We start from the raw sequence: 26,368 nt of genomic DNA, 5'->3' as shown, positions 1-26,368 counted from the left end.
CGACTCCTCAGGCAGGGTGTGCCCCTCCCAAAACCGGCAGGAGGGGCAATCGGGTCAAGCACCAGCGGTTTACGGGGTCGGCAGGTTTGCAGGCGCGGGCCGTTTCAAGGTATCCGCCTGGGAGATTTCGTCCGGGCATTGCAGTTCGGCGGTTCGGACAACGGTTGGCTTGGTCGCGGCGTCAGTGAGGAACTCGATTACCCTCATCATCGCTTCGGGCGGTTCCTGACGCTTCAGGGTCGTGTTGAAGGCATAGCGGGCGCGAGTATCTGTTTTGCGGGTTTGCGTGGATTTGTGGCTTACGCTGCCTTTCACGTTCAGCCTGAACGGCCCCCATCCGAGTGAGCCGCTAGCTTCTGCATTTATGTCCTTGCTGGAAACATCTTCCGACATCTGGTTGATAACCAGCTCGAACGCTACATTACCCTCTTCGATGGAAATGTTGGGGTGGGTAATGGCCGCCATCAGCGGCACTTTCATGGTCTTGCTGACCACGCCTTTGTACTCGCCCTGTTCGTCGACGATGGTTTCGTCGTAGTCGAACTGGATGGCGACTGCCTTGCCATCCTGGACGCATACCTGCATCAGGAAGTCGGCGTACGATTTACTGGCGGTTACCTGCGCCTGGACCATGGCCTGCAAGGGACCGGCGATCATGCGGTCCATCGGCAGGGCATTGATGACGGAGCCTATAAGGCTGTTATCTAACGACATATCGGGAAGCTCGCTCTATGTAGGGGTAAGGCAGCCGCGAATGGCAGCTACGGTGTTCGGGCGTCAGCGCGTGCAAAGCTCCTGGCGACGTGTTTCAAGAGTGACAAAAATGATCAGGCTGATAAATCGCAGTGCGTGCAAGATTATTTCTATAAGAAAAAAATGCCTTTTCAAAAAAACTGAAACGGCGATTTTTTGCATAAAGTAACGTGATGGGCTTTATATCTATCAGGTATGAAGATGGAAAAAATATGATGCTGTTATATATGGGCTAATTTCAAGTGGAGCAGCTTGCTGCCGGTGCTTTTGTACCGGCTAACGGCGCGGCGGAGGGTTTTGATTGAAAACATAGTGGGCGTTGAGCATCCGCCAAGAGGGACGTTGCATGCCTTGATCACTTTCTTGTACAGCAAACTTTGCAAATAGCCGCCGGGGAGGCCGGTAAGAGTTTGAGATTGCTTTAGGGTAAAGTTTGATGCATAGAATTTATCCAAGATCCTATAATGTGCCTTAGTGATAAAATGTTGTTTGTGGATAATATAACTTGTGATCGCATGATTTCGAATGAAGCGACATTCGATTTCTGTTGGCGGAATCCCGTGATCAATACTCAAAGTGGAGATTGGTACTAACTTTGAAACCCTGCGACGAATGCTGTTGGCTTCTGACTCTGATAGATCTAGTCTAAATGCCGCGGTGCGATAATGCTCCGGGCGGGCGTTAAAAACACAGTCAGTAAACTTATGGAATTGGTGGCTATATATTCCGAGCTCTTGACAGATTTTAGAGATTTTTATCAGACGTTTTTCACGGTGCGCGCGTCCATAGTCACTGCCGGGTGGATTAAGAGTTATGATGCGATCGGCAGTGAAATCCTTACGCCTATATATGTACTGAAGGTGATTGTATGGTAATGCAATAGCTAGGTTGAGCATGCCGTGATGGGCGAGGGCTCGAGGGATGCAAGCACTGTGAATATCTAGAAGCTTTTCAAGTTCATGGCCGGTTATGTATTCTCGCTTAAGTCTTTCAAACGACTCAGCAGTTACATAAAGTTGGCGTCCTTTGCCGTAAGCGTCAAGAAGCCCTTGATGTATCAGTGCATAAATGTATTCGCGATGAGTGCCCAGTCGTAATGCCGCGTCGTGGCTACTCAGTACTAATGCAGACATCGTTGCTGGTAGTGTGGGGCAGGTGGCAAGAAGTTTTTGTGGCGTGGCTTCTGAATCCGGCTCACTATCGTCTTTGTGCTGAATAAATATTCCGATATCTATTCGCTTGATAAATGATGGGGCAGGGAAAACTGATGCAACATGACGGTCTGTTTTTATGGTCGTGAGGTTGCTTTGACTGACAATTTTTCGAATGGTTCGAACGGTTAAATCATAATCTTCAGCTAACTGCCAAACTGAAATATATTCATGGTGAAATTTTTCAAATTTGTCCATGGAGAAGAAGTGTTGCGTGGCTTTTCCGGGTTGAATGGAAGGGCCGAAAAAGCCTTGCTTGCATAGGTTGGAGAAATTTGCTTTGGGCATATTTAGTTTCGCAAAGCATTCCCTGAACGAAATTAGACTGTGCGCTTGCGTATTGGGTTTGGGAGGGCTAAAACTAAAGTCTTTACTAATTTCCATGATTTTTCTGATATCCGAATCATGGTATCGGGGGCGCGTTCTAGAATTTTTTGGAAACTGTGGATGTGCCTGGATTCTGTTCCACTGCGCTGCCGATGCGTTCACGAGTTTTTTTACTTGCTCAGTCGTAAGTGTCTCGGCATTGACATGGCTAGAAGTTTCAGGTTTGTCGGCAAGGATGTTTGAAATATCATTAATGCATGTGAGGGTTGGAAGCTTAGCGAGTAGCATTGCGTTCCCCAGTGCTGAACTGCCGCCAGCAAGAGTGGCAAGCGATTCAGCACACAGCTCAAGTTTACCGCAGGCTAGTCCTATTGCCGCTTTAACTATGTTACGGTTACGTGTGAAGTCTGTTCTGTGCTTGGTGGCATAGAAGTCCATGGAAAGTAGCGTTTGCGAAAATAAATCAATTTTCTCCTGGCTTCTCGACTTCAGAAGGTTGGCAACAAGTGTCTCTGGGTAGACATCCATTGAGCTAGCAGTAGGTGATTTAAGTTGTGCGCCGCACACGCATTTCATGGTTATCTGATTGTACCAAGTAAACGGGCGGCTGCAAGCCAGGCAGCATGATAGGTATTGCTTATTATGTCGGGGGCAATATAAGGATGACCTCAGGTCTTTTATCCTGCTCTCCAATTCCTCCTGCCAGCAATCAGTGCAAATAGCGGCCTCTGCATAGCGAAGTAGGGAATTGGGAATCATTATGTCATGTAGCAAGATGATTCGGCTTTGGTCTTTGTCATCTAAGTTGACCTGGTAAAAGCCCTTGAGCAGTTCCTGCTCAAAGGGAAAAGCCAGGTCGGCTAGTTTGCGCGCTAGTTTTCCTTCTTGGAAAAGCAGGCTGTTATAAGAAGTTCGGTGGAGAAAGTGATTTAAAAAAACTGCGCAACTAGGGTAGCCGTTGTGAATGGCGGTTCGACGGATCATACTTGTAGGCGATTCGTCAGGTTTTGCGAGAGGGAGGTAGTGTAAATTCATGATATCGCTCCAATGCGCTAGAGATTTCAGTTTTTTCAAGTGTGAAGGGGTTGCGGCCAGGGCTCAGGTTTAATGATAGGTAAATAGAGTCGCCCGCGCTGATAAAGTCCTCGAATAATAATTTCCGATTTCGATGGAGCGAAATCTCAAGCGCTTCACAAGTGATTTTTTTTATGTATTCAAGGCTGCCGTTACTGGCGATGAATAATCCCGTCGCAACTGTAGTTTCAGTCAGATATACCCCTGGATCCAAGTGACCTATTTCATAGAGCTTTGAGTCAAGGCTATTTAAAAGTTGCATGTAGTCAGAGTTTTCATCTGTACTGAATTTTAAGTATCCAAAATCGACTCGGTACGGGTAACGTCGGGCTAACACTTCCCTGCTGTATACCACGTCAATGCACTCCTCAGTTCCGAGGATGATGATCGGTATATTAATACTGTTTAGTAAATGGGTGAGGCAGTCGATCACTGCGTCTCTTGAGTGTTGAGTGTCAGGTCGCGTAAGGAACTGCAGTTCATCTAAGAAGCAGACTTTTACCTTGCGTTCTTTAAATGCCCTGATGGCGCGTGCTTTCAGATCGATTGTGTCACCTCTGCTGTCGTCGCTGCCGAGGGCTTCGACCAGCGTTTTGAGAAAGGACTTTACAGTTGCTGCCGATGGTAAGCAAAAGTAGAAAGCGGGTAGTTCTTCTGTAATATTGTCCTCAGGGCTTACGACGCGTGTAGGCGGTGGAAATGAATCTCGGTAGAGCATAGCGAGCGTGGACTTTCCAACCCCAGAGGGGCCAGCGATGACACAGCAGTTGGGTCTCTGACGTGTACGGGTCGATTCCACTGACTTAACCATCATCGCGTAGGCCTTGCGGTAATGCCTAAAGAAAACGATTTGATTGGAATAACAGGTGACCAAGTCATCGAGATCGCTCATTTCTTTATCTCCTACAGTCAAATTTAACTACTCTTGATTGGGAGGAGCTTTGAATTCCATAACTTCCATTTCGGAAGGTACGCTATTTCCCATGCTCAACGGCATGGCCAAATCGGTAGGCCGAGAGGGCGCTTGAGGTGCGTTATGAGGTGTAATAGGCTGTTTCATATTTTTACGTTTCTGGCGTTCAGATCGCTTGGTCGCCTGGCTGCACTCCTCAAGCAGGAGTAACCGTTCTTGCTTAGCAGAGGAGAAGTCAAAGCTCTTCGCCTTTTCGGTGAGCTTTCTGCTGATCTCTTCATGCGTAAACATAGTCAAGCCACACTGGTACGCAGGGTCGACCGCTTCTATTTTGAAAATTTTTTCAGGCGTTTTCGGATGGCAAACCCATGCGTATCCGAGCTCAGAAGGATCGTAATAGAGGTTCAGAACAGATGAAGAATTTCCCTGGGTGCCCAAGAATGGTACTGCAGGGAGGGTCCACTGCAGATTGTTGAACCTCAGACGTCCATTGGATGGCGTTGCTGTAGTTTTACGGAGGAAGAGTTGATGGATGTCCTCGTCAGAAAATTTCCGTGGAGGGAATAAATGATCAAGATGTTCATCCCAGACGACGGTTGGAGATAATTTGTTAAGGCCGGAGTGAGGGCTTTGATGGTAAATCTTTTCTAGCCAGTTTTCGAAAATTGCCTTAAAGCGCTCAAGGGTGTAAATCGCGTGCTGTGCCGATTTGTAGTCCCCGCATTGTCGTGGGTTGGAATACGTGGTCCCCTTCATGATATGAGGTAACTGCTTTTCGAATGTGTCAAACCACTTTTCAACATGTGGCTTTTGATCAGGGGATCCTTTCGAGCAGAAAACAAGCTTGGCACCCATTAAGTGGAATTTATCGGCTAAGTCTTCGGCGATAAAGTCGGGGCCATTGTCGACTTTGTAATTGCTGCCAAGCCCATTGTATTCATAGGTGTTAGATAGAGAAATTTTAAGTGCGCGAAGGGTCTTTTCGAGGCTTGGTGGGTTAAAGGACAAATCATAGCCAACGATGCGGCGGCTCTTCAGTTCCAATACGACGGTCAAGTAGCACCTTCCAACGTTAACATCTTCATCATCCACAAGTTCCAAATCCACGTCATGGGTGTCACATTCCAGATGCTGCAACAGATAACTCGACTGTGGCGTTTTTTTGCTCCATTGCTGACGTTTAGAAGCTGCTTTATAGCCCGTTTGATGCAGTTCTTTCGTGTAAGTGTCGAGTTCGCTGATGATGCGCCATAATGTTGACTTTGATGGAATTCTGAGGTGTTCAACACGCTGAAGATTGATCATTGTTATCTTCGATTGAATTGCATCTATGACATCTGATAAGGAAGCGTGTGGGCGCTTATAGTAGTGTCGGTCAAGCACCTCTATGATGATCTGTTGAATTTCGATGTGTTGCAGATCAAGGCGTTTATTGTGTTTCCGGGGTTTCGAAATGAGTGAGACTGGACTGCCGCCAGACAGTTTGAATTTTTTACTCCAGGTATAGACCGCCGAATAGCTGGGAGGTTGAGTGTCGCCAATGCTTTGCGCAACTCGGTCGATGAGTAGATGCGTTTCTTTTACAGGAAGTTTTCCGTGCTGATCTGCCTCTGCTGCCATAGTATAGGCCAACCGGCGATCAAGGTAAGTACGGTCTTTCTGAGAAAGCCCGGCCACTATCCTATTGACTTGCCCCTTCAATGGGGCTTCTTGAATTCGGATAAAATTGCCGCGGTGCCAAGACTGCAGCAAACGCTCATAGGATTGGAAAATGATGTCCCCCGAGCGTCTAAGACTGCGTAACTGCACCGTATTATCGATGATATCTACCACCTGATAGCTTTCCTGCTGGTAGCTGTAATGCTCCCCGATCAGAATGACAAGTTGATCTTTTGTGTCATGCATGATTGTTACTTAACACCGTATAATCCGATATATAGACAGAAACTGGTGCAGGTTATACCCGCGCGATGCTAGCGATCATCAAACTCTTCGGTCAGTCAGCGTGCAGACCAGGAAAGTGAAGTTCGCAATGGCACCATGCTGGTAGTACCCCTTGATGTAAGAGTTGAGTAAATTGTTGCAATTTGATATTGGCAACCAGAATGCTGCTGCCACTGAAAGTAAAGAAATCCTTGGTGCTTAAAAGCTGATAGAACAATCCGTAAGCAACCTCTTTAATGGTGACCTGTTCATCCAGGAGTGAACTAAGAGGTGCGCCATCTGGGAGGGACTGAAGCTTTTCGACGACGAGCCAAGCGCGTTGCGGTGTTGAACCGAATGCGTAGCGGTACCACTTTTCAAGCGTCTCCAGTGTCCGACCCTCTCGGATTTCAGCGCTGGTAATCGTTACTAAAGTTGACCCGCAAGTAGCGAATACGGGTACAAAGACAGTGCGGGTAATCACGCTTCGTGGTGAGTTGATTCGCTCGGAAATTTTCACCTCAAAGAACACTTCGTCCCCATTGGAGTAATGGACGCAGAAGTCGGGTGTGTAGCGCGCGTGGTGTTCGAAAGAGTGCACAGTTACCGGGTGAGACTCATATGTCACAACCCTTGGGTCACGTTCAAGGAGGAGGCAGAAATCGGCCTCCAGTAGGGAGTCGCAGGGAACCGAGCAGTGATTTTTGCGTGAAGGAAAACGAGTAACTCTTCTCCCGTACCGACCACGCTTTGGTGGGTGTGCGGCAGTAGTCACGTCAATGAGACTGGTGAACTCAGTGGGTACTTGGAGCATGATTGATCACTCCTGCTACAGGGCTGCCGGACTGTGAAGGTTGTAGGCCCGCCTGCGGATAGTGGACGCCCAGTAAATTTATTCAACCCGACAGAGGAGGAGATGGCGGTGCCCTCTCATGGAGTTATCCTGCGACAACCAGCTATGACCTCTATTGATCTCGACGCACAGCGTTATTCTTACTGGCCTTGGGGAAATCCAGAGCTTTGGTTCGGGATACGTTGCCCAGAATTGAATGCTTGCTACTCCGATCAAGGCCAACTTCGGCCTGAAATGCATTCAACCTGAGTAACTTAGTCATGGCGGTACTCAGTTGCCCGCGTGCACCATCTCTCATTTGCCCTATCGGCCTTGGGTGAGTCCAGAAACCTCGATTGATAGGCTTCCTGCCTCTATCATCGCTTCGTAATGAAGGTCGTTTGCTGCACAGATCCAGACGGATATCCTGTCGGCCGCTGGCAAACGGGCTGTTGGGAACACCCTGACACTTCTTCATTGATCAACAGATTTTTCTTAGCCCATCTGATAGATGGAGTCCATCATGAGTTTCCTCTCAATAGCTATCGCAAGTCCGCTCGACGATCTCGCTTGAAGCTGGGTGTCAATCTTATTGAACATTTGCTGTACTGGTTTCATTATGAACTGAACAGCTGGAGCAGAATAGCGGTCGTCGGACTGCAGTGAAGCGCTGCTGTGCTTTTTCCGCGCAGGGCTCTAGCCCGGTTTTCCCAGCCGTAATTTTTTGTCTCCAAAAGCCGCGCAAGGTGGATCGTGAGTCGAATGTAACGGAGGTGTACGACATGTACGCTGCGAACATTGAATTTATTTCGTATCGCATTCGTAGCATCGCTTTGTTCCACGCAACGGCCGACTCGATGAATTGCGCTCACGCGCCTTGCGCCATCGCTAAATACTGGCGAAACCTGTGGCCCTGGGGGGATGGTAGGTCGTTCTGGAGAGGCATGCAGCGCGGTGCAGCGCCGAGTAATGATCATCTGAAATGTTTATTTGAAAATTTTCCCAATCTACGGTCCCTGTTCGAAAATCCACTTTGGTTAGTGACCTCGCATCCTGAGTGGACGAATGAGTTTGATGATTTGGCAGATACGATACGTGTGGGCGGGAAACCTTTGGATGGATATAACGGTAAGTTAACTCGTTTGTTGTATGACCGCGTTGACTGGCCATGCCTGGCTGCCCACTTTGTGTTGTTGCAGACGCGCGGCACCCGCTTTGAGTTTCACCGGATGTGGCTGAAGCAAAATTTTGAGGCCATGGCCGGTCTGAGCTGCATTCAGAGACCGATTAACAACATCAGTACTGAGCTTCGAGATTATCTATTCCCCACAATGTTTGGCACTGAGTCTGCATCTCAAGTTGGTCGGCGGCGCTGGATCTCATGTTGGGATGCCAATGAAACTCTTTTTGAACTCCTGAAGGGAAGGAACTGGCTATATGGCGATGATCAACATCTCGCGCTACTCATCTGGAACTTTCGTCAGCAGCTTCAGCACGAGTTGGATGTTGGACCTCCGCAGGCTATGGCGCCATCAGGATGTGGATTGCCCCATTCCTTGCGGCAAAAGTGGTGCCGCAAACGCTCGCAATGGATGGATCACCCTATTCATTTGAACGGTATTTGCTGCGAATTCTCCGGTCAGCATGCATAGATTGCAGTTTCTTGCTATGAGCAAGCAACTTCTCTGGTAGTGTAGCCGCCGACGTATTATTCATTCAGGTAGTAGCGTTGTCGGTGCCTGAGGCTTGGGAAAGGGAAACTGTTGTGCTTGGCAGGCGGCCCAACAGCTGATGAACTTGGTGCAGTTGTTGCGTGAGGTCGCGAAGATTCCGACGGTCCTGACGACGATCCAGCAGGTAGCGGTGAGCACGCTCCCGTAAGCTGGATGCTTCAAGCTGCAGCAACTGCTCCCGTTCTCGCGATTGGCTGAGGACTGCATTCAGCTGTTCCTGGCTAGCTTGAAGCTGCTGGACCTGTTTCTGTTCGGATTGCAGGGTCAGGCGCTGAGTATGATTTTCAGCGCATTGGCGTTCTAAATCTCGGTACAACTGTGTCAGGTCTTCCTGTTTGCTCATCAGCTGCTCCTGCAGACGCCGCTGCTCATGCTGAAGCTGCTGTACCTGTGCTTCATGGCGCTGGATGTCAGCCTCTCGTTGCTGACGGCTTTGCTCCCGGAAGTGCATCAACGACCCTCGCGCCTGTTGATACTTTTCCTCCAGCGACCGAAGCTGTTCGTCGCGATCGCGCACGGCTTGCTGGAGATGGGATTCAGTGGCAAGCAGTCGCTGCCGGTCACCCTCCAGCTGTTCGATGCGCGCGGCAAGGCTGCGCTCGTGCTTGCGAGCTTCCACGCGTTCCTCTAGAAGCAATTGATGGTTTTTTTTCAACTCATCATGGCGGGCGCTGTCGACCTGACGTTGCTGCTCGTAAGCCAGCTTCTGCCGCTCGAGGCGTGCCCGGTCGGCGCTGACCGCTGTTTGTGCATCTGCCGCCAGACGCTGAACCAGACCTTCGATATAGGCCTGGACTTCCTCATTCAAAGTCACCGCAGGGGGGCGCGGCTCTTCACTCGCGAGTTCGCGCAGATAGCGGTTGATGGTGGTTTTCGAACCCGTGTCGCCCAATTCGACCCGCACTGCGTCAATGCTCGGCGTCTCACCCCGGGCGAGGAGGGCATCTCGCGCAGCCTGCACCAGCGCTTTGTTGATTCCGCTACGGGCCATGGCGTTGATCCGACAGGATGGTTCTTACACAGTATGGTGCAAACCGAATGCGCTGCTTCGGTTGCAGCCACTCGGAGGGCAGCGTAATTCCTTTAGGTTAACGGTACGTGGAGAGCGGATTAGCTAACTGGCTAGCGCCCGTTCGAGCAGGGTGGGCAATACCTGTCCGGCATCGCCAATCAACATCACCTCCTTGGACTTGTCCATGCCGACATCGATCGGGTTGATGTGAATGACTACAGCTCCGCTCGCCAGAGCAAGATCGGGCAGGCTGGCCGCCGGCATGACCACACCGGAGGTGCCGATCGATAGCAGCACGTCACAATGGCGTGCCGCCTGTGCGGCGGCTTTCCAGGCTCCCGCCGGCAGGTCTTCGCCGAACCACACCACCCCTGGACGCAGTCGGCCGTTACAGCGGGCGCAGCGCGGTGGCTCGATTAGTTCGCCTTCCTCAGAGACGCACTGCTCAACGCTGCTGAGGGCGGCGGCGCGATGGCAGGCGAAACACTTTGGGGTCATCAGACTGCCATGCAGGTGGACGACGCCCTGGCTGCCGGCGCGCTCATGCAGGTCGTCAATATTCTGCGTGATCACCGCGACCTGCCGTCCGCTGTGAGCCAGGCGGGCAATCGCACGGTGCGCGGCGTTCGGCTGGGCTCGTAACATTTGCTGGCGACGCCACAGGTACCAGCCCCAGACCAACGCCGGGTTCGCGCGAAAGGCTTTTGCCGTTTCCAGGCGCTGCGGATCGTGGCGTGCCCACAGCCCGGTCAACTGATCGCGGAACGTCGGAATGCCGCTTTCGGCGGAGATCCCCGCACCGGTGAACACCACGATATGGCGCGCCTGCCGCAAGGCGGTCGCGGCTGCGGTGAGTCCGTCGATCAAAGCTGGTCTCCTCCTTTGTGACCTTACTCAAAGCGGGGCTAGGGGCTGCCATGCCTAGCCACAACGTGGACAGTTGGGCAGGGCTGAGGGCGCCTGTCAGCCACCGTCGCGGAACCAATCGTGGCGGCTGACCAAGCCCAATTCTTTCTCGCCGGGGCGGGCGTCATCCTCGAACAAATGGAGGGTCCGCCGCTCTTGTCGGAGGTAGGCGAGGGTCGTAAAAAAGCAGTGCTCGCACAAGTGCACTTCATAACGCTCACCGTCGTGGGCTGTCCCATGGCCCCACTGCGCCTCCAGCCTGCCGTAGTGCAGGTTGCCGTTTGCCAGCCGGGTGGATTTGCTGCAGACGTCACAGCGGACATCGGTCACCGCTTCGCATTCCACGCGTCCGAGGATTTTCATGGTTCCTGCCTCGCTGGCCGTCTTTCTCTAAGCGTAGAGCGCAGGGACTGTCTGAGTAGGCCATCGGTCGCGTACGACCGGGCATGCAGGCAGTGGCTTGCCGCAGAGCACAAATGGCTTTGACTACACTGAGAGAAGCGGACGCACCGCGTGGGCTGAGCCGTACGCTTTCCGGCGGTGTCCTCCGAGCCTGCCGCCCGTGTTCGACGTCGGCACGCGGCTCGCCTGTTACCGCCGGGCAAGCGCTGTAACACCGCATTTTTTCGTACCGTTCAAGCGGTACGAAATTACAGGTGTACAAACCTTGGTCGGCAACGCGGAAGAGGTCGAATCCTGAGGTGTGAGAAGCCTAGATTCTCGAACGTGATAGGTGGTTTGGGCGGATAGTGCGCTGGCAGGTGGTACACGGGAGGTCAGGTGAGCGACGCGGAGCGGTATCAGCAGGCGGCGCGCCGGGCCAGTACCGCGCGGCGCTATGCCCAGGCCCTCGAGCACTTTGAAGCCGAGTGGGGCGGACTGTTGCCGGCCACCAGTGAGAGCGTGGTGCGTTATCTGGCCGCCTGCGCAGCGCAGCTGAGCAGCCGCACCTTACGTGTGCACCTGGCGGCCTTGGCCCAGTGGCATCAACAGCAGGGTTTCGTCGATCCCACCAAGTCCGCGCGCGTGCGCGACACCCTGCGCGGCATCCAGGCGCTGCACCCGCAACCGGTCAAACAGGCGCCGGCGTTGCAGCTCAAGGTGCTGGAGGCGAGCATCGAGGGCTTGAGCGTGGATTTGCACAACGGGCCACCTGCGCTTCGATTGCGGGCCGCCCGCGACCAGGCCCTGCTCCTGCTCGGTTTTTGGCGGGCCTTTCGTGGCGACGAGCTGTGCCGGCTGCAGGCCGAGCATGTGCGCATCGACGCGGGCGTGGGCATGCAACTGTTCCTGCCGAGCAGCAAGACCGACCGCGACAATCGCGGGCGCACGCTGAGCATGCCGGCGCTGAAACGCCTGTGCCCGGTACAGGCCACCGAACAGTGGCTGGACCTTAGTGGGCTCGAGCGGGGCCCGCTGTTTCGCGCGATCGATCGCTGGGGGCATCTCAGCGCGCAGCCGCTCAACGCCAACAGTGTGTCGCGTCTGTTGCGCCGGGCGTTGCTGCGTAGTGGAGTCGACGCTGAAGGCTACTCGGGGCATTCGTTGCGCCGCGGCTTTGCCACCTGGGCCAGCCGCAACCAATGGAGCAGCGAAGCGCTGATGAGCTATGTCGGCTGGCGTGATGTGCAGTCAGCTGCCCGTTACATTGATCCGGCGACACCGTTTGCGGACTGGGCCCGCTAGCTGAACCGGCTGGCGATCCTGGACACGATGGCCCTGGGGCCGCTGGTCGACACACCGCTGCCGTGGATCAGGGGTCGCCCTGAGCCGTTTGGGTCACCCGCGGAGACTGCGCGGTGCCAACGCCTGGTCTGAAGGCTTCACGTTTGTAGTCGTCAAGCTGCAACCGCTCCGCTCGGGGCAGGCCTGCAGTGGCCATTGGGGGCGGTGAGGGGAGCCGTGCTGGCGCAGGAAAGCGGGCATGAAGCACAGGGGCCCGCTCGAGCAATCCGAATCGCTAGGCGCTCACGAGTTGCGCCACATCTTTCAATGAGCGGACGTGTCCCATCTTGTGAAGTCCCACTTCAATGAGCGAAGCGATATGGCGCACCGGGTCCCAGTCGAGCTGACTTTCATGCGCAAACTGACGGAGCAGCGCTTCATAGATGTCCAAGTGTTCACCGAACAGGGTCGGGGCATTGAATTCCTGGCCATCGAGATCCGAGGCACTGGCGTTGCCTAGCCCATTCTCGTCGGCGAGGGCCAGGGCGACCGCGAAGCGGCACAGAATGTTGGGCGTCAGGCCCGTTTTGGATTTGAGAAATTTCAATTTCGCCGTCGAGGAGGCCGACACTTTGAATTTATGAGGAAAATTATTCACGCGTTTGCACCCCAGCGCCAGAAGTAACCCGCTTCCACCTGCGTAGCCCGGTCGGCATGGTTGTAGACCAAGTGATAAGCATGCGAGATGCTGCTTTGCAGGCCCTCATAAAATTCGCGGTCGATTTCCGTGTCAGTCGATAAGACAATCACCTGATGGCTGGTTTTGGGGAAGTAGTTGTCAACCAGTTTTTTCCGGTGAATGGAGTCAAGTCGCCCTAACGGTGTGTCGATCACCACTGGGAGGCTGCGGCCAGAGGTGCGTGCCAAGGCTTCCAGGATAGAAATGGCAAAAATTTGTTTTTCACCGGCAGACAATTCCTGTTTGCGCAGGGTCGTGCCACGATCGTCCAAGAGACCCACTTCAAACGTGTCAGGATCGATGGTGATGCTCAGGTGCCGATCTTCTTTTCGCGCCAATCCGTTGAAGGAGGCGTAAAACTGGGTCTGCAGAGCTTTGAGCTTTTCCACCCGCGCGCGGGCCGAAAATTCCTTGAGCACGAGGCGAGCTTTGCTGGTCAGTTCTGCCAGTCTCTGCTCCTCCTGAGACTGCGCCACCTCGGTATGCAGATCATCCAAGCGCTTGGCTACCGCTGCCAGCTTCGTCAACAACGCCTGGGCGTTCTCTCTCAAGCCATTTTTTTGTTCAGTTAAGGCAGAAAGTCGCCCTTGCAGTTGTCCGCGCTGATCGAACAAGGGCAGTAGAATATTCTCGTCCGGTGCACGTGCGATATTTTCCCCGGCGTTTTCGATGGCCAGGTCAATGGCATGCAGTTCAGCTGCCAGCGCCTGGGCACGTTGCTGCACACTGGCCACATCCACCGTCAAGCGATGGCCGATGGTGTGGCGATGATTGTCCGAGAGTTGGTGAATCGCGGCCGATGTGGGCTCTTGGGCGGACAGCTCCGCGCCGAATGTCCGCTCAAAAACCTCATTGACGAGTGCAAATTGTTCGCCCAGGGAGGCCTGTGCCTGAAGTTCGGCGGCGAATTTCTGCTGCTGGCGTTGGACGTAGTCTTTTAACAGCAGCGCGGTCGACGCCCGTTGTTCGGCGTCCAGCTGGCTGAGCAACTTTTCGTTCAAACCTTTGGTGATGGCCAGCGGCAATAGGCCGCCCAGCATTTCTTCCAGAGTATGTTCAATCGCATTTTTCTGGATGACCAGACCATCGAGATTCGCGGTTTCCGCTTGTTTGGACGCTGTCCAGGCGCCGCCACGCGCATTAATCGTGGCGTCGAGTTTGGAAATCTGTCCGCGCAATTCAGCCGCGTCGGTGCGCCGATGCAAGAAGCTTGCGCGCACGCTCGCGAGCTGCTCCTGAAGCTCGTGGTATTCGTGCTCAGCCACCTCAATTTTGGCCAGGCGTTCTTTCGACGCTTTCTTGGCCGCGCGAGTTTTGAGCAGCACCGCCAGATCGGAGTCGAGCCGTTCAACGATATCCAGACCCAGGAGCTTATTGATCGATTCGCGCAGGGCGTCTCCGCTGGTTTCCTCAGCCAGACTGGCAATTTTTTCGCCGTCGAAGAAGAACAGTTCAGAAACGCCGATGGGAATCAATTCATTGAGGAACGATTGCGCTTGCTCATAGGAGAGTTCCGACAACGGCAGGCCATCGCGCGCAATCATCAGTCCTTCCTTCACCTTGTCAGCCGCATCGACGAACCAGTCACGGGTCAGGTGGTACTGGCATACCGTGCCATGCTGTGCATAGCGAAATGTCAGCTCGACGGCGGCGCGACTCGGCTTGGCGATGCTGTTCTGTGCGCGGTGAATACAGTCTCGCAAATAGAGGTGATAGTCCGCCGTCGTCGTACTGGACCCCAGAGCTCCTTTGCCATACAGGGCGAGTTTCAAGGCACTCAGGATGGTGGTTTTGCCACCGCCGTTCAACCCACCGAACAATACGATCGGGGCGGGCTTACCTCGTTTGAGTCTGGGCGCCAGATCAAAGGTGTGAGCACCACTGAAAACGCGAAAATCCAATACCGATAGAGCATCAATAATCATTGCAACAGACCATCAAATTCGGCTTTCAACGCAGTGAAAGCGGTTTTGTACGTATCATGGCTAGGGGGGGTAGCGCGGCGCTCAAGGGCTTCGTCCAGCCCGTCCCAGTCCTGCTCAAGCACTTTTTGCAGCGCCTCCAGAATGCCTTTGCGTCGCGAGAGGCCCGAGAAGGACAGTTCCGCGTCAATCAATTTCATGATCAACACGGCAGGTACGCCGGTCTCGGCTTCCAGGGCTTGTAAAATCTCCGCATCAGGAGCAGTGAATGCACCGGCATCATTCTTAATCCATTCGATCGGGTCATCCGGATAGACCTCGGCGTAGATCTTGGGCAGCATGTCCACCCAGTCCGGCTCATTCGGGTCGAGCAGCCACTGCTGCCGAATCAACTGCAGTTCATCACGGCCAATCAACTCGACGTCGTGACCAGACTGGCGAATACCCAACTCAATGGTCAGCAGCAGCTTGAGCCATTCTTTTCGGTAGTGAAGCCAATAAGGGCCTGGCACATGCTTAGTCGCAGTGTTCGTATCATCATCCACGGCACCCCGGGCGAAGGTGACCTTTCCGGTGCGTCGCTTGTAATTACGGTATTGGGTTTTGTTCTCTGGCAAGGAACTGGCGTGTAACTGGTTGCGGAAGTCCAGTAATGGCTGCATCCAGGTTTCGCCGCTGTTGACTAGGCCCTCAATGGCCTTGTCTTGCGTGACCACGGTGCACGTCCAGCAGCCAAAGCGCGAGTTACCGCAGGACGGCGTGTTGGTATCAATGACCAAAGGGCATTCGCCGGCATTGGAGTCTTTGTACAGTTCGAAGAGCACGCGGTTCGAGCCGCCCCAGGGGCGGGCGGCGCTCATCAGGTACTCCCAGACATCTTCGGAGTGCCACAGCTCAATCGGCATGAAGGTGTAGGCGTTCGGCAATGAGGTGTGCCGGCCCAAGGCCGAGCCATCAATGCGATGACGGGCAATGACCTGTGCCCGTGTGGAGCTTTCCTGGCGACGCGAACCGAGAACCACGACGACTTCGCCAAAGCGAGCCACTTTGTCTTTGATAAAGTCACTGACCGGGTCGATCTTCATGCGCTCGGTGCACCAGCGAAACGCGGTCGTGGGTGCCGGGTAACCTTTGCCCAACAAATTGACCCAAAACGTTTGCTCAGCCGCAGGCGTGACGGAATGCGCCGTCATAGGAATCTGGTCGAGGCTCGCTTGGGCATTCACGGAGTCGAGCGCTTCGCGAATCATGTCGACGACAACCGGGGTCTCGACGCGCGTATCGGAGGACACCACATAGACATGTTTATGGCGGTCTTGCACCGGCAAGAGTTTCAGCGCGTAGTAGGTGAGAGAAAGAATTACCGTGGAGTCCTTCCCTCCACTGAACCCCACCACCCACGGTCGTTTATCTGCTTTATAAATGCTCTGAATTTCGTGGATTATCTGGCTTAGTGGTTGTCCGGCAATGACCCCTTGTTGGACGAAGTCGTCGTGGGTGGGGTAGAGAAACTGCTCGACACTCATTATTTCATCAACCTTTGCTCTAGCTCGCGCTCACCTGTAGAGAGGGGGAGGCTCAATTTCTGCTTGATCAAGCAGGCGGTAAGGGCGACATTCGAGGTCGCTTTGGAGATGCGCCCATGAACCATCGCACGTCCCTCCCATTCGGGGTTGGCACGAGACCAATCAATATTTCGAAGTTTGCTGAGCGCTGAGGTCCATTCGGCTTCCTTGCGAATGATAAGCTCAGCACCCACCAGGCCCATCGCTTGCAGGAGCACGCCGTGGGCATGGATATAGTTATCCCTGAGCTCAGCGGTCGATAATTCTTTATCTTTCGCGCGCAGCCAGTCCGGCATCTGCAGGGAAACTTGTTCCCAAAACAACTTGGCGAGTTCACGTTCATTGTGTGCGATGGGGTCGCTCTTGCCCTTTTTTAGCAATACTTTAGAGGCATTTTTGATTGCACTGAGCGTAAACAATTTAGAGCTTCGATGAGAGAGGCTGGATTTTTCCAGCTCAGTCATTCTGGAAAACACTGGCACGTTTTTGGCCAGGTACCTGGCGAGGTCCGAAAGGTGGTCGCGGTGATCGTACAAGGTACTGATTGAATCACTTGGACGCACTGCGTGCTTGTTCAGGTCTGCGAACATCTGTTGGCTGCGGTTCAGGCCTTCATCGATAAAGAACAGTACCGGAATGTTATCGTAACCCAGCTCCGGGTTTTCTCGAATGGCTTGTTCGATCGCTGCCCTTCGGTGCTGCCCATCATTGATGAGAATCGGCGCTTCCATGGGGATCGTCAGGGTCCCGACGCTTTGCTCAAGACCAGTGTCCGATGCCGGATTAAACTGGACCACGCCATCCACCGACGCGGTTAGCGCCGACAGCGTGTAGTTGTCGCGGTTGTCAATCAAATACGCGGCGATCTCAGGAACTCTGGCGAGGTTCAAGGTTCGTTGCGCGCGCAGGTCGGCCGGTACGTCATCCTCGTTGAAAATGAAGATTTTGGGCACGAGGCGCATCGGGCACATGGCGATATAGCAAGGCCTGCCCGCTTGGATGCCTCTGACGCAGGGGAAGGAGTGGACGTAGCTGTTCATCGGCTGCACGTTTAATTGAGATCAGTACGTTATTTTGCACATTTTTAACGTACAGGCAAGGTGCGGCGTGTTTTGGGTAGGAGCGGGGCGCGACGAAGGGCGCATCGCTGCTGTCGCCCGCGCCAAGCGCCTAGCGCGGCGCCAACGACGCCGCGGATCTGGAGGACAGGGGGACCGGGTTGCGCTGGGAGGGCGGCGGCCGGTGTACTCAGGGCACCATGAAAAAAGTCATTTGGTGGGATTTCAGGGCGCGTCGGATTGCCTGTGGCACAATGGACTGTGGAAGGCGGCAGAAGTGCTTCTTGCATTCATTATAAATGTTACGCCACAAGAAATTGTGCTGAAGGGCGGCGGTTTCGATATCGTCTATTTGACGGGCGACGGCGGTCGCAAATTCGGCCAGCAGGGTGGCGCTGGGCTTGCTGTCACCATGCGTGTAGTGAAACTTGTTGCGAAGCTCGATATGAAACTTGCAAGTGAGGTAGTCGTTGTTTAGCAGGAGGTTAAAGTGGGTGCCAATGCCCTCAAAAACGGTGCCGAAGCCGCTGATGCGCTTGTTATCAACCAGGTAGCTGTCCAGGGTTACCCGTTTTTTCTTGTTGAAGCTCGGGGCGATGGTGGCATTGTTGAGGAACAGCGCGCCCGAGGCATAGCACTCAAAGGCCCTGAAGATGTGCATGAATGCCTTGTTGTACAGTTTTCGTTGCAGCGCCAATTCGTAGGCAAGGTAATGGAAAACCGACATGACTTTGTAGACGCACGGGAAACCATTTTGCAAGGCCGGTGTGGGATGGGTGTTGTCGAGCGCGGCAGCGTTCGCAGGGCAAACGGCTAACAGCGTATGGGCGAACAGGACCAGCCGCGATATTTCGTCCTGCAACAATCCGAGGCTAGGGGCCAGGCTGCTCAGGTGGCTCAGAAAGCCCTGGAGTTCCTGTAGCTGCAACCCATCGAGATCACTGCTCGCGCCCTTTGCCCTTAACTGTGCATCGGATAGAAAACTGTAGCCAATCAGCAGCCGGGCAATGAGTCGAGACAGCTCAGTGTATTGCCAGCAGGCTGTTTCTACCGTGTGTTTGACAACGGGGTGGAGCCCCTGCAGGCTAGGTGTATAGACCACGCAGTGGTCAGTGTTCAGGCTGAAATTGCTATCCCTGAGTTGCGGAACTGTCGTCACGGTGGCTTCCTGCAAGCACACTTTAAGGTAGTTGCGAGGCGGAGGGGTGGCGGGGTGGGCAAACTCCAAGAAGTGTTCAACGGTAAGCAGTAAGGCGTCCTCGGACGCCAAAACGCAGAGAGGACGAATGCCCACTGTGGTATGACACACGCGAGCAAGATCGACTAAAAGCGCTTCGCAGTCACCCACCAGCATGAAATGCTGATACTCGAGTACGGCCACGCATAGCGAGTCGCGGAGATCGGGGGCGAGACTGCTCCCCTCAATCACCGCGAAATAAACGGTTTCACAACTCATCATCAAATTCTTCACTCTTGGAATAGAGGAAGTCTTTCGAGTTAAGGGTTCGAGCGAGGTCGTCGAACGAGTCGGTGAGGTTCGTGGAAATGAGTTCGTCCACCAGTTTATCGAATGTGGTCTTGGACGAGTCCCCGGCCAGCTCCTTCATTTCTCGTGGTTTGTCCAGTTCGGCGGCGTGAAGCCTATCCCGGTCAACCGCGGCAATACTGAAATTGGTCCGGTAGGATTTTTCAAAAATCTTCCGCTTGTCGTCGCGCATCTGCCGGATGAAGCTACCAACCTCTTCTTTGGCCAAGGCAGAAATAATGTCGCGCTCTCTGGTGTCCTCGGCAACCACCTTGCTGCCATTCGACAGTAGCAGGCGAACAATTTGCCGCTTGGCCGATTTGGTGACTTTGATGCGGGAGCCACTGAAGATGGTATCTTGCAGATACAGGTGACGGTCGTCGAACAGACCGGCTTTGGTTGCAAAAGACTGTTCAATAAATTGCTTGATGTAATGCGCGGCGCGCAGGACGGAAATATCGTTGGCAACAAATCGGGAACAGAGCAGGGACCACGCCTCAATCACGGCCTTTTGAAAGATGGCCTTGCGGGAAAAGTCAGGGATATTATCAACGATGATTTGTCCCAGGCTCTCGCGAACTTGAGCGTGCATGGCCTGTGCTGGCTTGTTCAGAATTCCGTTGAGCAGCACATGGTCCTTGACGTTTGAGAAGGTATTTTGGTCATTCCGCCGGTCGCGACGAATTTCCTCTTCGGTCTTGTTGAAGAAATTCTTGAAGTCTTCGTAATAGCTGGCAAAAAATGAAGTGCCAAAGAAAATTTGCATCAGCGATGGCGTGATGGTCTCGTTGACCAACTCAACCATACGTTCACGGTGGCGGGACAGAAAGTCTCGCCAAGGGAAATACTCCGGAACGCTCCGAACTTCCTCGTATTCATCTGTGCCAAAGTCGAAGTCCGCTGCGCGCTTGTCGATCCCCAGAATCGCAGCCAGCAGTCGGGCACCATTCTTGGTTTTGAAGATTTCCTCAAAAGCGCTATTGATGACCCCGATACTGGTCAGGGTGTGTTCACGGGCGATTTCCAGCGACTGTTTATGGTTTTTGGTATTCCACTCGATCAGGCCAAGGCCCTCGCACTGTTTTTGATCCAGGACGGCCTTGCAGAACTCGCGGCAGATTATCGAACCCAGGGTCTGTTCGGAAAGCAGGGTCAAGAAATGACCGCTGACGCGCTCCACCGTCGAGTTGACGTCCACGAACAGGTTGCGAAGTACCTCGGGAACACTTGGCTGTTCGTCGGCATTATTTACAATGGAATTGGGCGGGTAAACAAGGCAGATCGGTAGTGTCAATCCTTCAATCAAGCCTCGATCATGGGCCATCAACGCATTCAAGGCAAACAAGCGGTGCTGGCCGTCAATGACAACCAGTCGCGCACCTTTGATATTATCTCGGGTAAGGTTGAGCTGGATGCGCGCATCGTCGACGCTGATCGCCGCTTGGTGATCGCCATTGGCGCACGCAAACGTACGCACTTGCTCCTGCTCTACTGCATAGTTAGTGACCCGCAGAACACCGGGCCACTCCCTGATGAAGATGTCACCGACGTCATCGTTGTCGGGCGCAAAACTCGAGTTAGGATAGTAATCCTCTAGACAGTTGTTATGGTCGACCGCAACAACAGCGACAAGCAGCGGCGGTAGAAAAACAATTTCTTTTTGAATGACACCTTCCGAGGCGGCCAAGTACTGGCTGATTTCTGCAATCGCTCGGTCTTCGTCAATGTCGCGCTGAATCAGGTAGTCAAAATTTAATTCGGTGTTGACATCTTTCGCAAACGATAAATACGGGAGCTCGTCGACCTTGAAGGAGGTCATGAAGTACTCAATCGGCACGGAACCGTTGGTTTTGAAGACGCCAAACGCGCCATTTTTTTCAAATTCGTATCGGAATGGTGCTGCGGTTTGGCGTCGGGACATGAGTAACTCGAATGGGTTTGCGTAATTTTGAGCGACGGTCATGCTGCACTACGGCAGGGCGTCGCGTGTTGTCTGGATGGCTACTGATAGCACAATGAGGGGAAAGCCTCTACTGCCGGCTAGTCGTAAACACTGTGGATGCGCATCCTGCGCTTGCCAGGAGGGCGGGACCTGCCAGTGTACCGGTTTCAGCCCAGGCCCGCACCGGCTCTGGCGGGTTAGCCCCGAAGTCGCTGTGCGCTTGGCTGCAGCTGGCTTGTCCAGCTACCGTCGGATTAGGGCAGTGCATCGGGAAGGCTCGGGTGGTTCGACGCCGAGTTTATGTTGCACAGTGGCAGGCCCTGCATGGGGGTTGGCAGGCGTACCGCTAGCACCAGCATTATCCAAAGAGGCGTACATGGACAAAGCGCTGCGCGGTGAAATTCCCCGCAGGACCCGCTTTGTCCATTCAGCGATGCACGCCGTTGAAAGTTAAGCCTCAGAGGTTTTCAGCTGCATGGCAGTCATCAGCCGATGTGCAATCAATTTCGTGGGGTCAGCGACAGTGTAGGCCATTAATTTTTTGCACATACTCGACTCTTTGTGAGCGGGCGAGATGCGATCGATGAGGGCCGCGGACTCGGCTTCGGTCTTCGTCAGCATGGGTTCGGTGGTTTTTTTGGCGAACACCATGCAGCGTTTTAGTGTCGCATTGAGCCAGAGGTTCGCTTCATGGGCTCTGCTGTAGTTGTGCCAGTTGACCTGAGCGGAAATAGGCAGGCGAATAGTCCTTGCTAGTCCTGCGACGGTGCGTTGCAAGTCCAGTGCAATTTCCCTTTGTTCGACGTCTGATAAAAAATCAAATACCACGGCCAGTTCGTCAGTGAAGGCGCCTTCACGCTCCATGGCAAACGTTATGGGGCGTTCGCCGGATTTTTCATTCCAGTGGGAGGTGAGTTGCGCTGTCCAGACTTTCGCAATTTGCACTGGGCTGATGATGCGCCGCTGTCTCATGGGCACGAGCACGTGCTCGAGGATCCAGGCGCTGAGGCCGGATCTGCCGTAGCGGTACTGGAGAGGTTTTAGAACGCACTCAAGCTCATCATCGGGCAGTGGATCGGGAAGTAAGGTAAGCAGCTTGTTAACGAGCGCCGACAAGTTCTCTGAGTTCTGATAATGAGCCTCGCTGATGAGCCAGCAGAGTAGGGTCGTGTGTTCGTGTGCGGGGAATCGCTGCAGCACATCAAAATCGCTGAAAGGCAGCTCTCCCATTTGGATGTTCTGACTTAAATCATGAAGGCCAATCCATTGGAGAAGCGGCATCTGTGTCGCGAGCAGAGCCGTTACACGTGCAGCCTTACATCCATGGTAGGGATCCTGGCAGATATGGCGAAGGGTTGAGATGATCAGCGCTTTATGGCGCATTCTTCCCGGGCTCCATTGCCTATCACCTGCGACCCATTTCTGCAGCAGGTCGGCAAGCCATTGAGAGGCGCGCTCGGGAGATTTCAGCCAGAGAATGCACAGGGCATGCCAGTCTGAGCCATCTACCTCCGGGGGCGCGTAGGAGAAAATCCGGTAAGGAACACCGCCTTCGATGAGTAGCTGGTCGAGTGGTTGAGCGTGATAGTCGTCGATATCAAGGTAGGTCGAAGTGACCCTGGTGGGCGGTAAACTGTCGTCTCTGTAGGGGTCTAAATGACGCAGCAGTTGTTGTTCAAGCGTGCTCGGGAGGGGCTGAGTCCCCATTCTGAAGGTCTGGCTCGCAGGCAGGTAGCCTAAGAGGTGAGCCATTGCGTCCCAAGCTGAGTGGAAAGGTTGCAGATTGAGGCCATCAATCCACAGCTTGCCTGGAATATCCCCAAACCGGCTGTGAGAGGGTGATTCCCCGTCGGTGATTCCCAACTCGGTACATCGCGCTTGAAGAGAGGTCCCCTGCAGCCCTTGGAGTTCGGGTTCGTCAAACCACCACGCGATCACATCACCTAGACGAGGCATGTCAAACAGCGCGGGCGATGGAGGTGGCTCGAACTCTTCGTCGCTCTGACATTCACTGGAATCGAAAAGGATTTTGCCTTTTTGTTTCTTGCCGGTGCCTTGTTTGAACGCTGCTTGGGTGACTTCGTCCATGTAATGGGTGATACCGGGTAAAATATCTCCGGGTATTGACGTGACTAGAAAAGGATGCTGCTCGGAAGCTTGCTGTATTGAATTGGAGAGGTGATAGCCCGCGATGGGCGTGCGATCTTTGGACCGAATAATTAACATCCGGTCATGTAACTTCTTTTCCGGTAGGGCAATGACACGTAGGTGCACGTTGCCAAAAGAACTGCTGCCCCATTCTCGGCATTTCCCGAGCAAGTTAAGGATCCGGTCCTGTGTGTCGCTCTGTTGTTGGCTCGATGTGTTGTCGTTCGTACTCGCCTTTTTTTCTGTGGTGAATATCAAATAGTCGCCGGCATCGCTTCCCAGGCGATGCAGGAGGTCAATCCCGACGTCTTCCATGTGAGGGTCAAACCAGGCAATTTGGCAATCGGGAAATTTTTCGAAGATTTCGCGCAGCCAGGCCACAATGCCCAATCGACCTTCGCCCTGGCTGTAGGCCAGTCTTGGGAAGTAACGAGCTGCCGATTTTGGCGGTAATAGTGTCAATACCTGCCGCGCGCATGCAGCGTTTGCATCGACCCAGGGATCTAGTTCGTTACTGTAGGTATGGCTTCGCATTTTTGGGGACGCGCGCAAGATTTCTTTGGCGCGCACCAGACGACTAGCTGCGCTGGGTGATACCTGGTTCTCAAGCCAGTCGCTATTGCCTTCCGTCCTGACCTGCTGCACGAGTTTCACGTCGAGGGTCATTTGGCGACAGTTAAGGTGACCTACCTGCAGGCAGGGCTCGGTCAGGGTGGACGTGTCGGAAAGGGCATGCACTTCTAAGGTCATGGCAGTGCACACGTGATGCCCGAAACGATCTGTCGTGATTTTCAAGGTTTGCGGAAATGGTGCGTCTTTTTCAGTCAACTGCATGTGACTTGACTGGAGGCAGTCACCGCTAAAAGACTTAGCTATGATCATCAATGAACGGGGTTGTGGTGTGAACGGCTCCAGAATTTCCAATGATAAGCACTCATCAGTTACTTTGAGCTGGTACTTGCAGCGTTCGGAGCGATCTAGCGCGGGAGCGCAGAGAAATTCAAAGTCGCCAAGGCGCCATGCGTCCAGCTTGGCGAAATCCATCCCGGTGTCCGCATTCAGTGCGTCGCAGACAATGCGCGTAATATCGCTCGCAATGTCCATTCCAAATGCGGTGAACAATGAGGCTTTGTTCAGTGCAGATATCGATCCGCTGTCATAGCTTGCATAGGCGCTCGGGCTGAGTCGCTGAGTGACCGATTTATAATAGCAACGTGTGGGCAGATGCATCACCGGGCGAATACAAAGTGAAGTCCCGAGCGTAGCTTGGCCCAGGCGTCCTGCAAGCTTGTCCTCCAGCGCAATGCCCGCAAGCTGACTCGCTTCGAGAAGGGAGCAGCCTTCAGCTACGCGTTGCGTGAAGACTTTGAGTGCGAAGGCGGTCGTGGACGCGGTGATCGGTACGACCCTAATTGAATCTTTATTTGGCAATGCGCAGGGTTTTCCGTCGTGTCTGCCATTCCAGCGGTTCGAAGCATAATTGGAAGGTAGCACGCGGCCATAGATCCAAAAAATCTGGCTGTCCTTCTTGTTGATGTACTCCAGTAGCCATAGTTGAATGGTGCAATGCTCAGGGTCATTGAAAATGCTGTGGAGACGAGTGTCCGAAAAGAGCTTGTGCAGTGACAGGGTCATGGGGTTGGGCTGCCTTGATTTTGTTGCATATTCTTAGGGAATGTGCTGGTCCATTGACTATGCGTGGGGTGTTCGATCGTGAGGTGCAGTAAGGGGAATGGATCGGTCTATGCCATTGAGCCTGATAGAAGAGGGCAGTGCCAGCAGTTTGCCAGGATTGTGTGTTCGTGTGGCGGCTGGCAGGCTGGCTGACCTAATATACCGGCAGATCTAAGGAATTGACTCTCCAGGCACGTACTGAGCACCCTCTTGCGCATTGAGGAGGCCTTCTGTATCGGACCATGTTTTAAGGCCACGATCAAACGTTTGGAACGGTAAAATGGACTGGTGCGTCATTACTTACTGACCAAGGCTTTACGCTAGACCCGTGACCCTGTGGGTTCCGTGTTGATGCCAAGCGTCTGCATATGACGAGTCTGGTTGGCTTCTATCGTTCGCTGAGACTGAGCAGTGGTTGGCGAACTCAAGGTGTGCGCGACCACCAGTGGCGCTTGGCGGGGGTGCCAAGTGGATGCTCATAACGGCCAGGGATTGAATCCGTTTTAAGGCTGATTTCGCTATTGGTTCGCGTGACGCTACTGGCTGAAGATAATGCTGACTAGCACTATCCATCAAGTGGGAGGGGGCAGTTGAGTGATTTGGTCTTGTGCTGATTGAGCATGTGCATTAAGGCCGTCCATGGCTAGCTTGGCTAAACGAAAGTCAATAAGGGCTGGTGTTTTGCCGGTCGATCCGTAGTTTTTTTGCCAGCTGGCGAATAGCGTCAGCCATGTCGTGAATATTTTTTTCAAATTTTTCAGGTGTGCGCAAGTGCTGCTTAACAGCAGATTCCCAGTTCGGGTTTTTGCTCATCCAAATTTCCACACTGTTGTAATCCAGCTGCAGCTTGAGGAGTAAATAATTATTCAAGATTTTGGTCGGTATGGTGCTTTCCACAAAGTTCATGTTTCCGGGTTTGGCCTTGGCAAACTCGTTGAAGGCGCTGGACAGGGCGAGCAAATTACCTTCCTTGGCGAGTTCGGACAGCAGGTCAAGCACGGCCCCCGACTGTGCAGAATAGGCAGACGACCCCTGCTGCAAGATTGCACTCTTGATACGCTGATAAAGATCTTGATCCATGGATTTACACACCTCATCTAGGCCAGGGAGCTTTTCGGCTTCGCGTCTCAGCGACTCGGCAAATTGGCGGATGGCATCGGCTGCTTGAGGATTCGGGGCCCAGACACGGACCTCTTCCCACCCCTCATCGAGTCGACATTGCCGCTGTTGCTTGACCCGTTGTGCGACTGTCTTAGCGCTCATGGCGACTCCGTAACGACATTACGAAAAGAAGATTATCGTAACGTCGTTACGCTGTCTACGACAGCTTCACTTTGTGTGGTCACCGGACGGCGCCCTTATCTACGGGCCCCTGCGCCAGCTTCAAGCAACGGATTCGACCCTGTGCTGAGACGTAGGGGCGCCAACCCTCTAGGACCAGAGAGT

The 26,368-nt window shown here is 53.6% G+C and carries 18 protein-coding genes; 2 read left to right on the top strand and 16 right to left on the bottom strand.

Translation table 11 applies throughout. The annotated features are described in order from the left end of the window. Positions 1-69: 69 nt before the first annotated feature. The 5 genes from ACYCCG_RS09705 to ACYCCG_RS09685 form a co-directional block, all read right to left on the bottom strand. Positions 70-714, bottom strand: coding sequence for a DUF2589 domain-containing protein (locus ACYCCG_RS09705; RefSeq protein WP_459670202.1), 645 nt, complete (start codon positions 712-714; stop codon positions 70-72). 260 nt (positions 715-974) lie between these two features. Continuing rightward, positions 975-3,326, bottom strand: coding sequence for a TniQ family protein (locus tag ACYCCG_RS09700; RefSeq protein WP_459670201.1), 2,352 nt, complete (start codon positions 3,324-3,326; stop codon positions 975-977). After that, the gene (locus ACYCCG_RS09695; protein WP_459670198.1) at positions 3,292-4,257 is read right to left on the bottom strand and encodes a TniB family NTP-binding protein; all 966 of its coding nucleotides are present in this window, start codon (positions 4,255-4,257) and stop codon (positions 3,292-3,294) included. Before ACYCCG_RS09695 ends, ACYCCG_RS09700 begins: the two co-directional genes overlap by 35 nt. Positions 4,258-4,284: 27 nt before the next feature. Next, positions 4,285-6,183 carry a transposase gene (locus ACYCCG_RS09690; RefSeq protein WP_459670197.1) on the bottom strand — a complete coding sequence of 633 codons (1,899 nt, stop codon included), beginning with the start codon at positions 6,181-6,183 and terminating at the stop codon, positions 4,285-4,287. A gap of 91 nt (positions 6,184-6,274) precedes the next feature. After that, positions 6,275-6,721 (bottom strand): hypothetical protein, encoded by a 447-nt coding sequence (locus ACYCCG_RS09685; RefSeq protein WP_459670196.1) that lies wholly within the window; start codon positions 6,719-6,721, stop codon positions 6,275-6,277. A gap of 1,256 nt (positions 6,722-7,977) precedes the next feature. Between ACYCCG_RS09685 and ACYCCG_RS09680 the strand changes: the two genes are divergently transcribed. Further along, on the top strand, positions 7,978-8,685 hold the full coding sequence (locus tag ACYCCG_RS09680) for a hypothetical protein (protein ID WP_459670194.1): 708 nt from the start codon (positions 7,978-7,980) through the stop codon (positions 8,683-8,685). A 64-nt stretch (positions 8,686-8,749) separates the two neighbouring features. On the opposite strand, the gene ACYCCG_RS09675 is transcribed toward ACYCCG_RS09680, so the two are convergent. From ACYCCG_RS09675 to ACYCCG_RS09665, 3 genes are all read right to left on the bottom strand, one after another. Further along, on the bottom strand, positions 8,750-9,757 hold the full coding sequence (locus tag ACYCCG_RS09675) for a DNA-binding protein (protein ID WP_459670192.1): 1,008 nt from the start codon (positions 9,755-9,757) through the stop codon (positions 8,750-8,752). Positions 9,758-9,880: 123 nt separating this feature from the next. Next, positions 9,881-10,642, bottom strand: coding sequence for an SIR2 family NAD-dependent protein deacylase (locus ACYCCG_RS09670; RefSeq protein WP_459670218.1), 762 nt, complete (start codon positions 10,640-10,642; stop codon positions 9,881-9,883). 99 nt (positions 10,643-10,741) lie between these two features. Next, positions 10,742-11,047, bottom strand: a complete 306-nt coding sequence (locus tag ACYCCG_RS09665) for a hypothetical protein (protein ID WP_459670190.1) — start codon at positions 11,045-11,047, stop codon at positions 10,742-10,744. A 417-nt stretch (positions 11,048-11,464) separates the two neighbouring features. Here ACYCCG_RS09665 and ACYCCG_RS09660 point away from each other — a divergent pair, with 417 nt between their 5' ends. Then, positions 11,465-12,370, top strand: coding sequence for a site-specific integrase (locus ACYCCG_RS09660; protein ID WP_459670189.1), 906 nt, complete (start codon positions 11,465-11,467; stop codon positions 12,368-12,370). Between the two features lie 274 nt (positions 12,371-12,644). Here the strand turns inward: ACYCCG_RS09660 and ACYCCG_RS09655 are convergent, their stop codons facing one another. The 8 genes from ACYCCG_RS09655 to ACYCCG_RS09620 all read right to left on the bottom strand — a co-directional run bounded on the left by ACYCCG_RS09655 (position 12,645) and on the right by ACYCCG_RS09620 (position 26,185). Beyond that, positions 12,645-13,007 (bottom strand): DndE family protein, encoded by a 363-nt coding sequence (locus ACYCCG_RS09655; protein ID WP_459670187.1) that lies wholly within the window; start codon positions 13,005-13,007, stop codon positions 12,645-12,647. Next, entirely contained in the window at positions 13,004-15,013 is a 2,010-nt protein-coding gene (gene dndD / locus ACYCCG_RS09650) for a DNA sulfur modification protein DndD (RefSeq protein WP_459670186.1), read from the bottom strand. The genes ACYCCG_RS09655 and dndD overlap by 4 nt, the downstream gene beginning before the upstream one ends. Then, positions 15,010-16,536, bottom strand: a complete 1,527-nt coding sequence (gene dndC, locus ACYCCG_RS09645) for a DNA phosphorothioation system sulfurtransferase DndC (RefSeq protein ID WP_459670184.1) — start codon at positions 16,534-16,536, stop codon at positions 15,010-15,012. The genes dndD and dndC overlap by 4 nt, the downstream gene beginning before the upstream one ends. Continuing rightward, the gene (gene dndB / locus ACYCCG_RS09640; protein WP_459670183.1) at positions 16,536-17,615 is read right to left on the bottom strand and encodes a DNA sulfur modification protein DndB; all 1,080 of its coding nucleotides are present in this window, start codon (positions 17,613-17,615) and stop codon (positions 16,536-16,538) included. The genes dndC and dndB overlap by 1 nt, the downstream gene beginning before the upstream one ends. A gap of 208 nt (positions 17,616-17,823) precedes the next feature. Continuing rightward, complete coding sequence (locus tag ACYCCG_RS09635; protein WP_459670180.1) at positions 17,824-19,089, bottom strand: hypothetical protein; 1,266 nt, start codon at positions 19,087-19,089, stop codon at positions 17,824-17,826. After that, positions 19,079-21,079, bottom strand: coding sequence for a ParB N-terminal domain-containing protein (locus ACYCCG_RS09630; protein ID WP_459670179.1), 2,001 nt, complete (start codon positions 21,077-21,079; stop codon positions 19,079-19,081). The genes ACYCCG_RS09635 and ACYCCG_RS09630 overlap by 11 nt, the downstream gene beginning before the upstream one ends. A 471-nt stretch (positions 21,080-21,550) precedes the next feature. Continuing rightward, entirely contained in the window at positions 21,551-24,883 is a 3,333-nt protein-coding gene (locus ACYCCG_RS09625; RefSeq protein ID WP_459670177.1) for a VPA1262 family protein, read from the bottom strand. Between the two features lie 702 nt (positions 24,884-25,585). Beyond that, the gene (locus tag ACYCCG_RS09620; protein ID WP_459670176.1) at positions 25,586-26,185 is read right to left on the bottom strand and encodes a hypothetical protein; all 600 of its coding nucleotides are present in this window, start codon (positions 26,183-26,185) and stop codon (positions 25,586-25,588) included. Positions 26,186-26,368: the final 183 nt, after the last annotated feature.

The sequence above is a fragment of the Pseudomonas sp. VEM90 genome (assembly GCF_054611535.1).
This window is presented reverse-complemented; position numbering and strand designations above follow the sequence as displayed.

What these genes read in the sequence shown, in the direction of transcription:
- ACYCCG_RS09705 (WP_459670202.1), bottom strand. Translation starts at nt 714, where the DNA reads ATGTCGTTAGATAACAGCCTTATAGGCTCCGTCATCAATGCCCTGCCG.
- ACYCCG_RS09700 (WP_459670201.1), bottom strand. Translation starts at nt 3,326, where the DNA reads ATGAATTTACACTACCTCCCTCTCGCAAAACCTGACGAATCGCCTACA.
- ACYCCG_RS09695 (WP_459670198.1), bottom strand. Translation starts at nt 4,257, where the DNA reads ATGAGCGATCTCGATGACTTGGTCACCTGTTATTCCAATCAAATCGTT.
- ACYCCG_RS09690 (WP_459670197.1), bottom strand. Translation starts at nt 6,183, where the DNA reads ATGCATGACACAAAAGATCAACTTGTCATTCTGATCGGGGAGCATTAC.
- ACYCCG_RS09680 (WP_459670194.1), top strand. Translation starts at nt 7,978, where the DNA reads ATGCAGCGCGGTGCAGCGCCGAGTAATGATCATCTGAAATGTTTATTT.
- ACYCCG_RS09675 (WP_459670192.1), bottom strand. Translation starts at nt 9,757, where the DNA reads ATGGCCCGTAGCGGAATCAACAAAGCGCTGGTGCAGGCTGCGCGAGAT.
- ACYCCG_RS09665 (WP_459670190.1), bottom strand. Translation starts at nt 11,047, where the DNA reads ATGAAAATCCTCGGACGCGTGGAATGCGAAGCGGTGACCGATGTCCGC.
- dndD (WP_459670186.1), bottom strand. Translation starts at nt 15,013, where the DNA reads ATGATTATTGATGCTCTATCGGTATTGGATTTTCGCGTTTTCAGTGGT.
- dndC (WP_459670184.1), bottom strand. Translation starts at nt 16,536, where the DNA reads ATGAGTGTCGAGCAGTTTCTCTACCCCACCCACGACGACTTCGTCCAA.
- dndB (WP_459670183.1), bottom strand. Translation starts at nt 17,615, where the DNA reads ATGAACAGCTACGTCCACTCCTTCCCCTGCGTCAGAGGCATCCAAGCG.
- ACYCCG_RS09635 (WP_459670180.1), bottom strand. Translation starts at nt 19,089, where the DNA reads ATGAGTTGTGAAACCGTTTATTTCGCGGTGATTGAGGGGAGCAGTCTC.
- ACYCCG_RS09630 (WP_459670179.1), bottom strand. Translation starts at nt 21,079, where the DNA reads ATGTCCCGACGCCAAACCGCAGCACCATTCCGATACGAATTTGAAAAA.
- ACYCCG_RS09625 (WP_459670177.1), bottom strand. Translation starts at nt 24,883, where the DNA reads ATGACCCTGTCACTGCACAAGCTCTTTTCGGACACTCGTCTCCACAGC.
- ACYCCG_RS09620 (WP_459670176.1), bottom strand. Translation starts at nt 26,185, where the DNA reads ATGAGCGCTAAGACAGTCGCACAACGGGTCAAGCAACAGCGGCAATGT.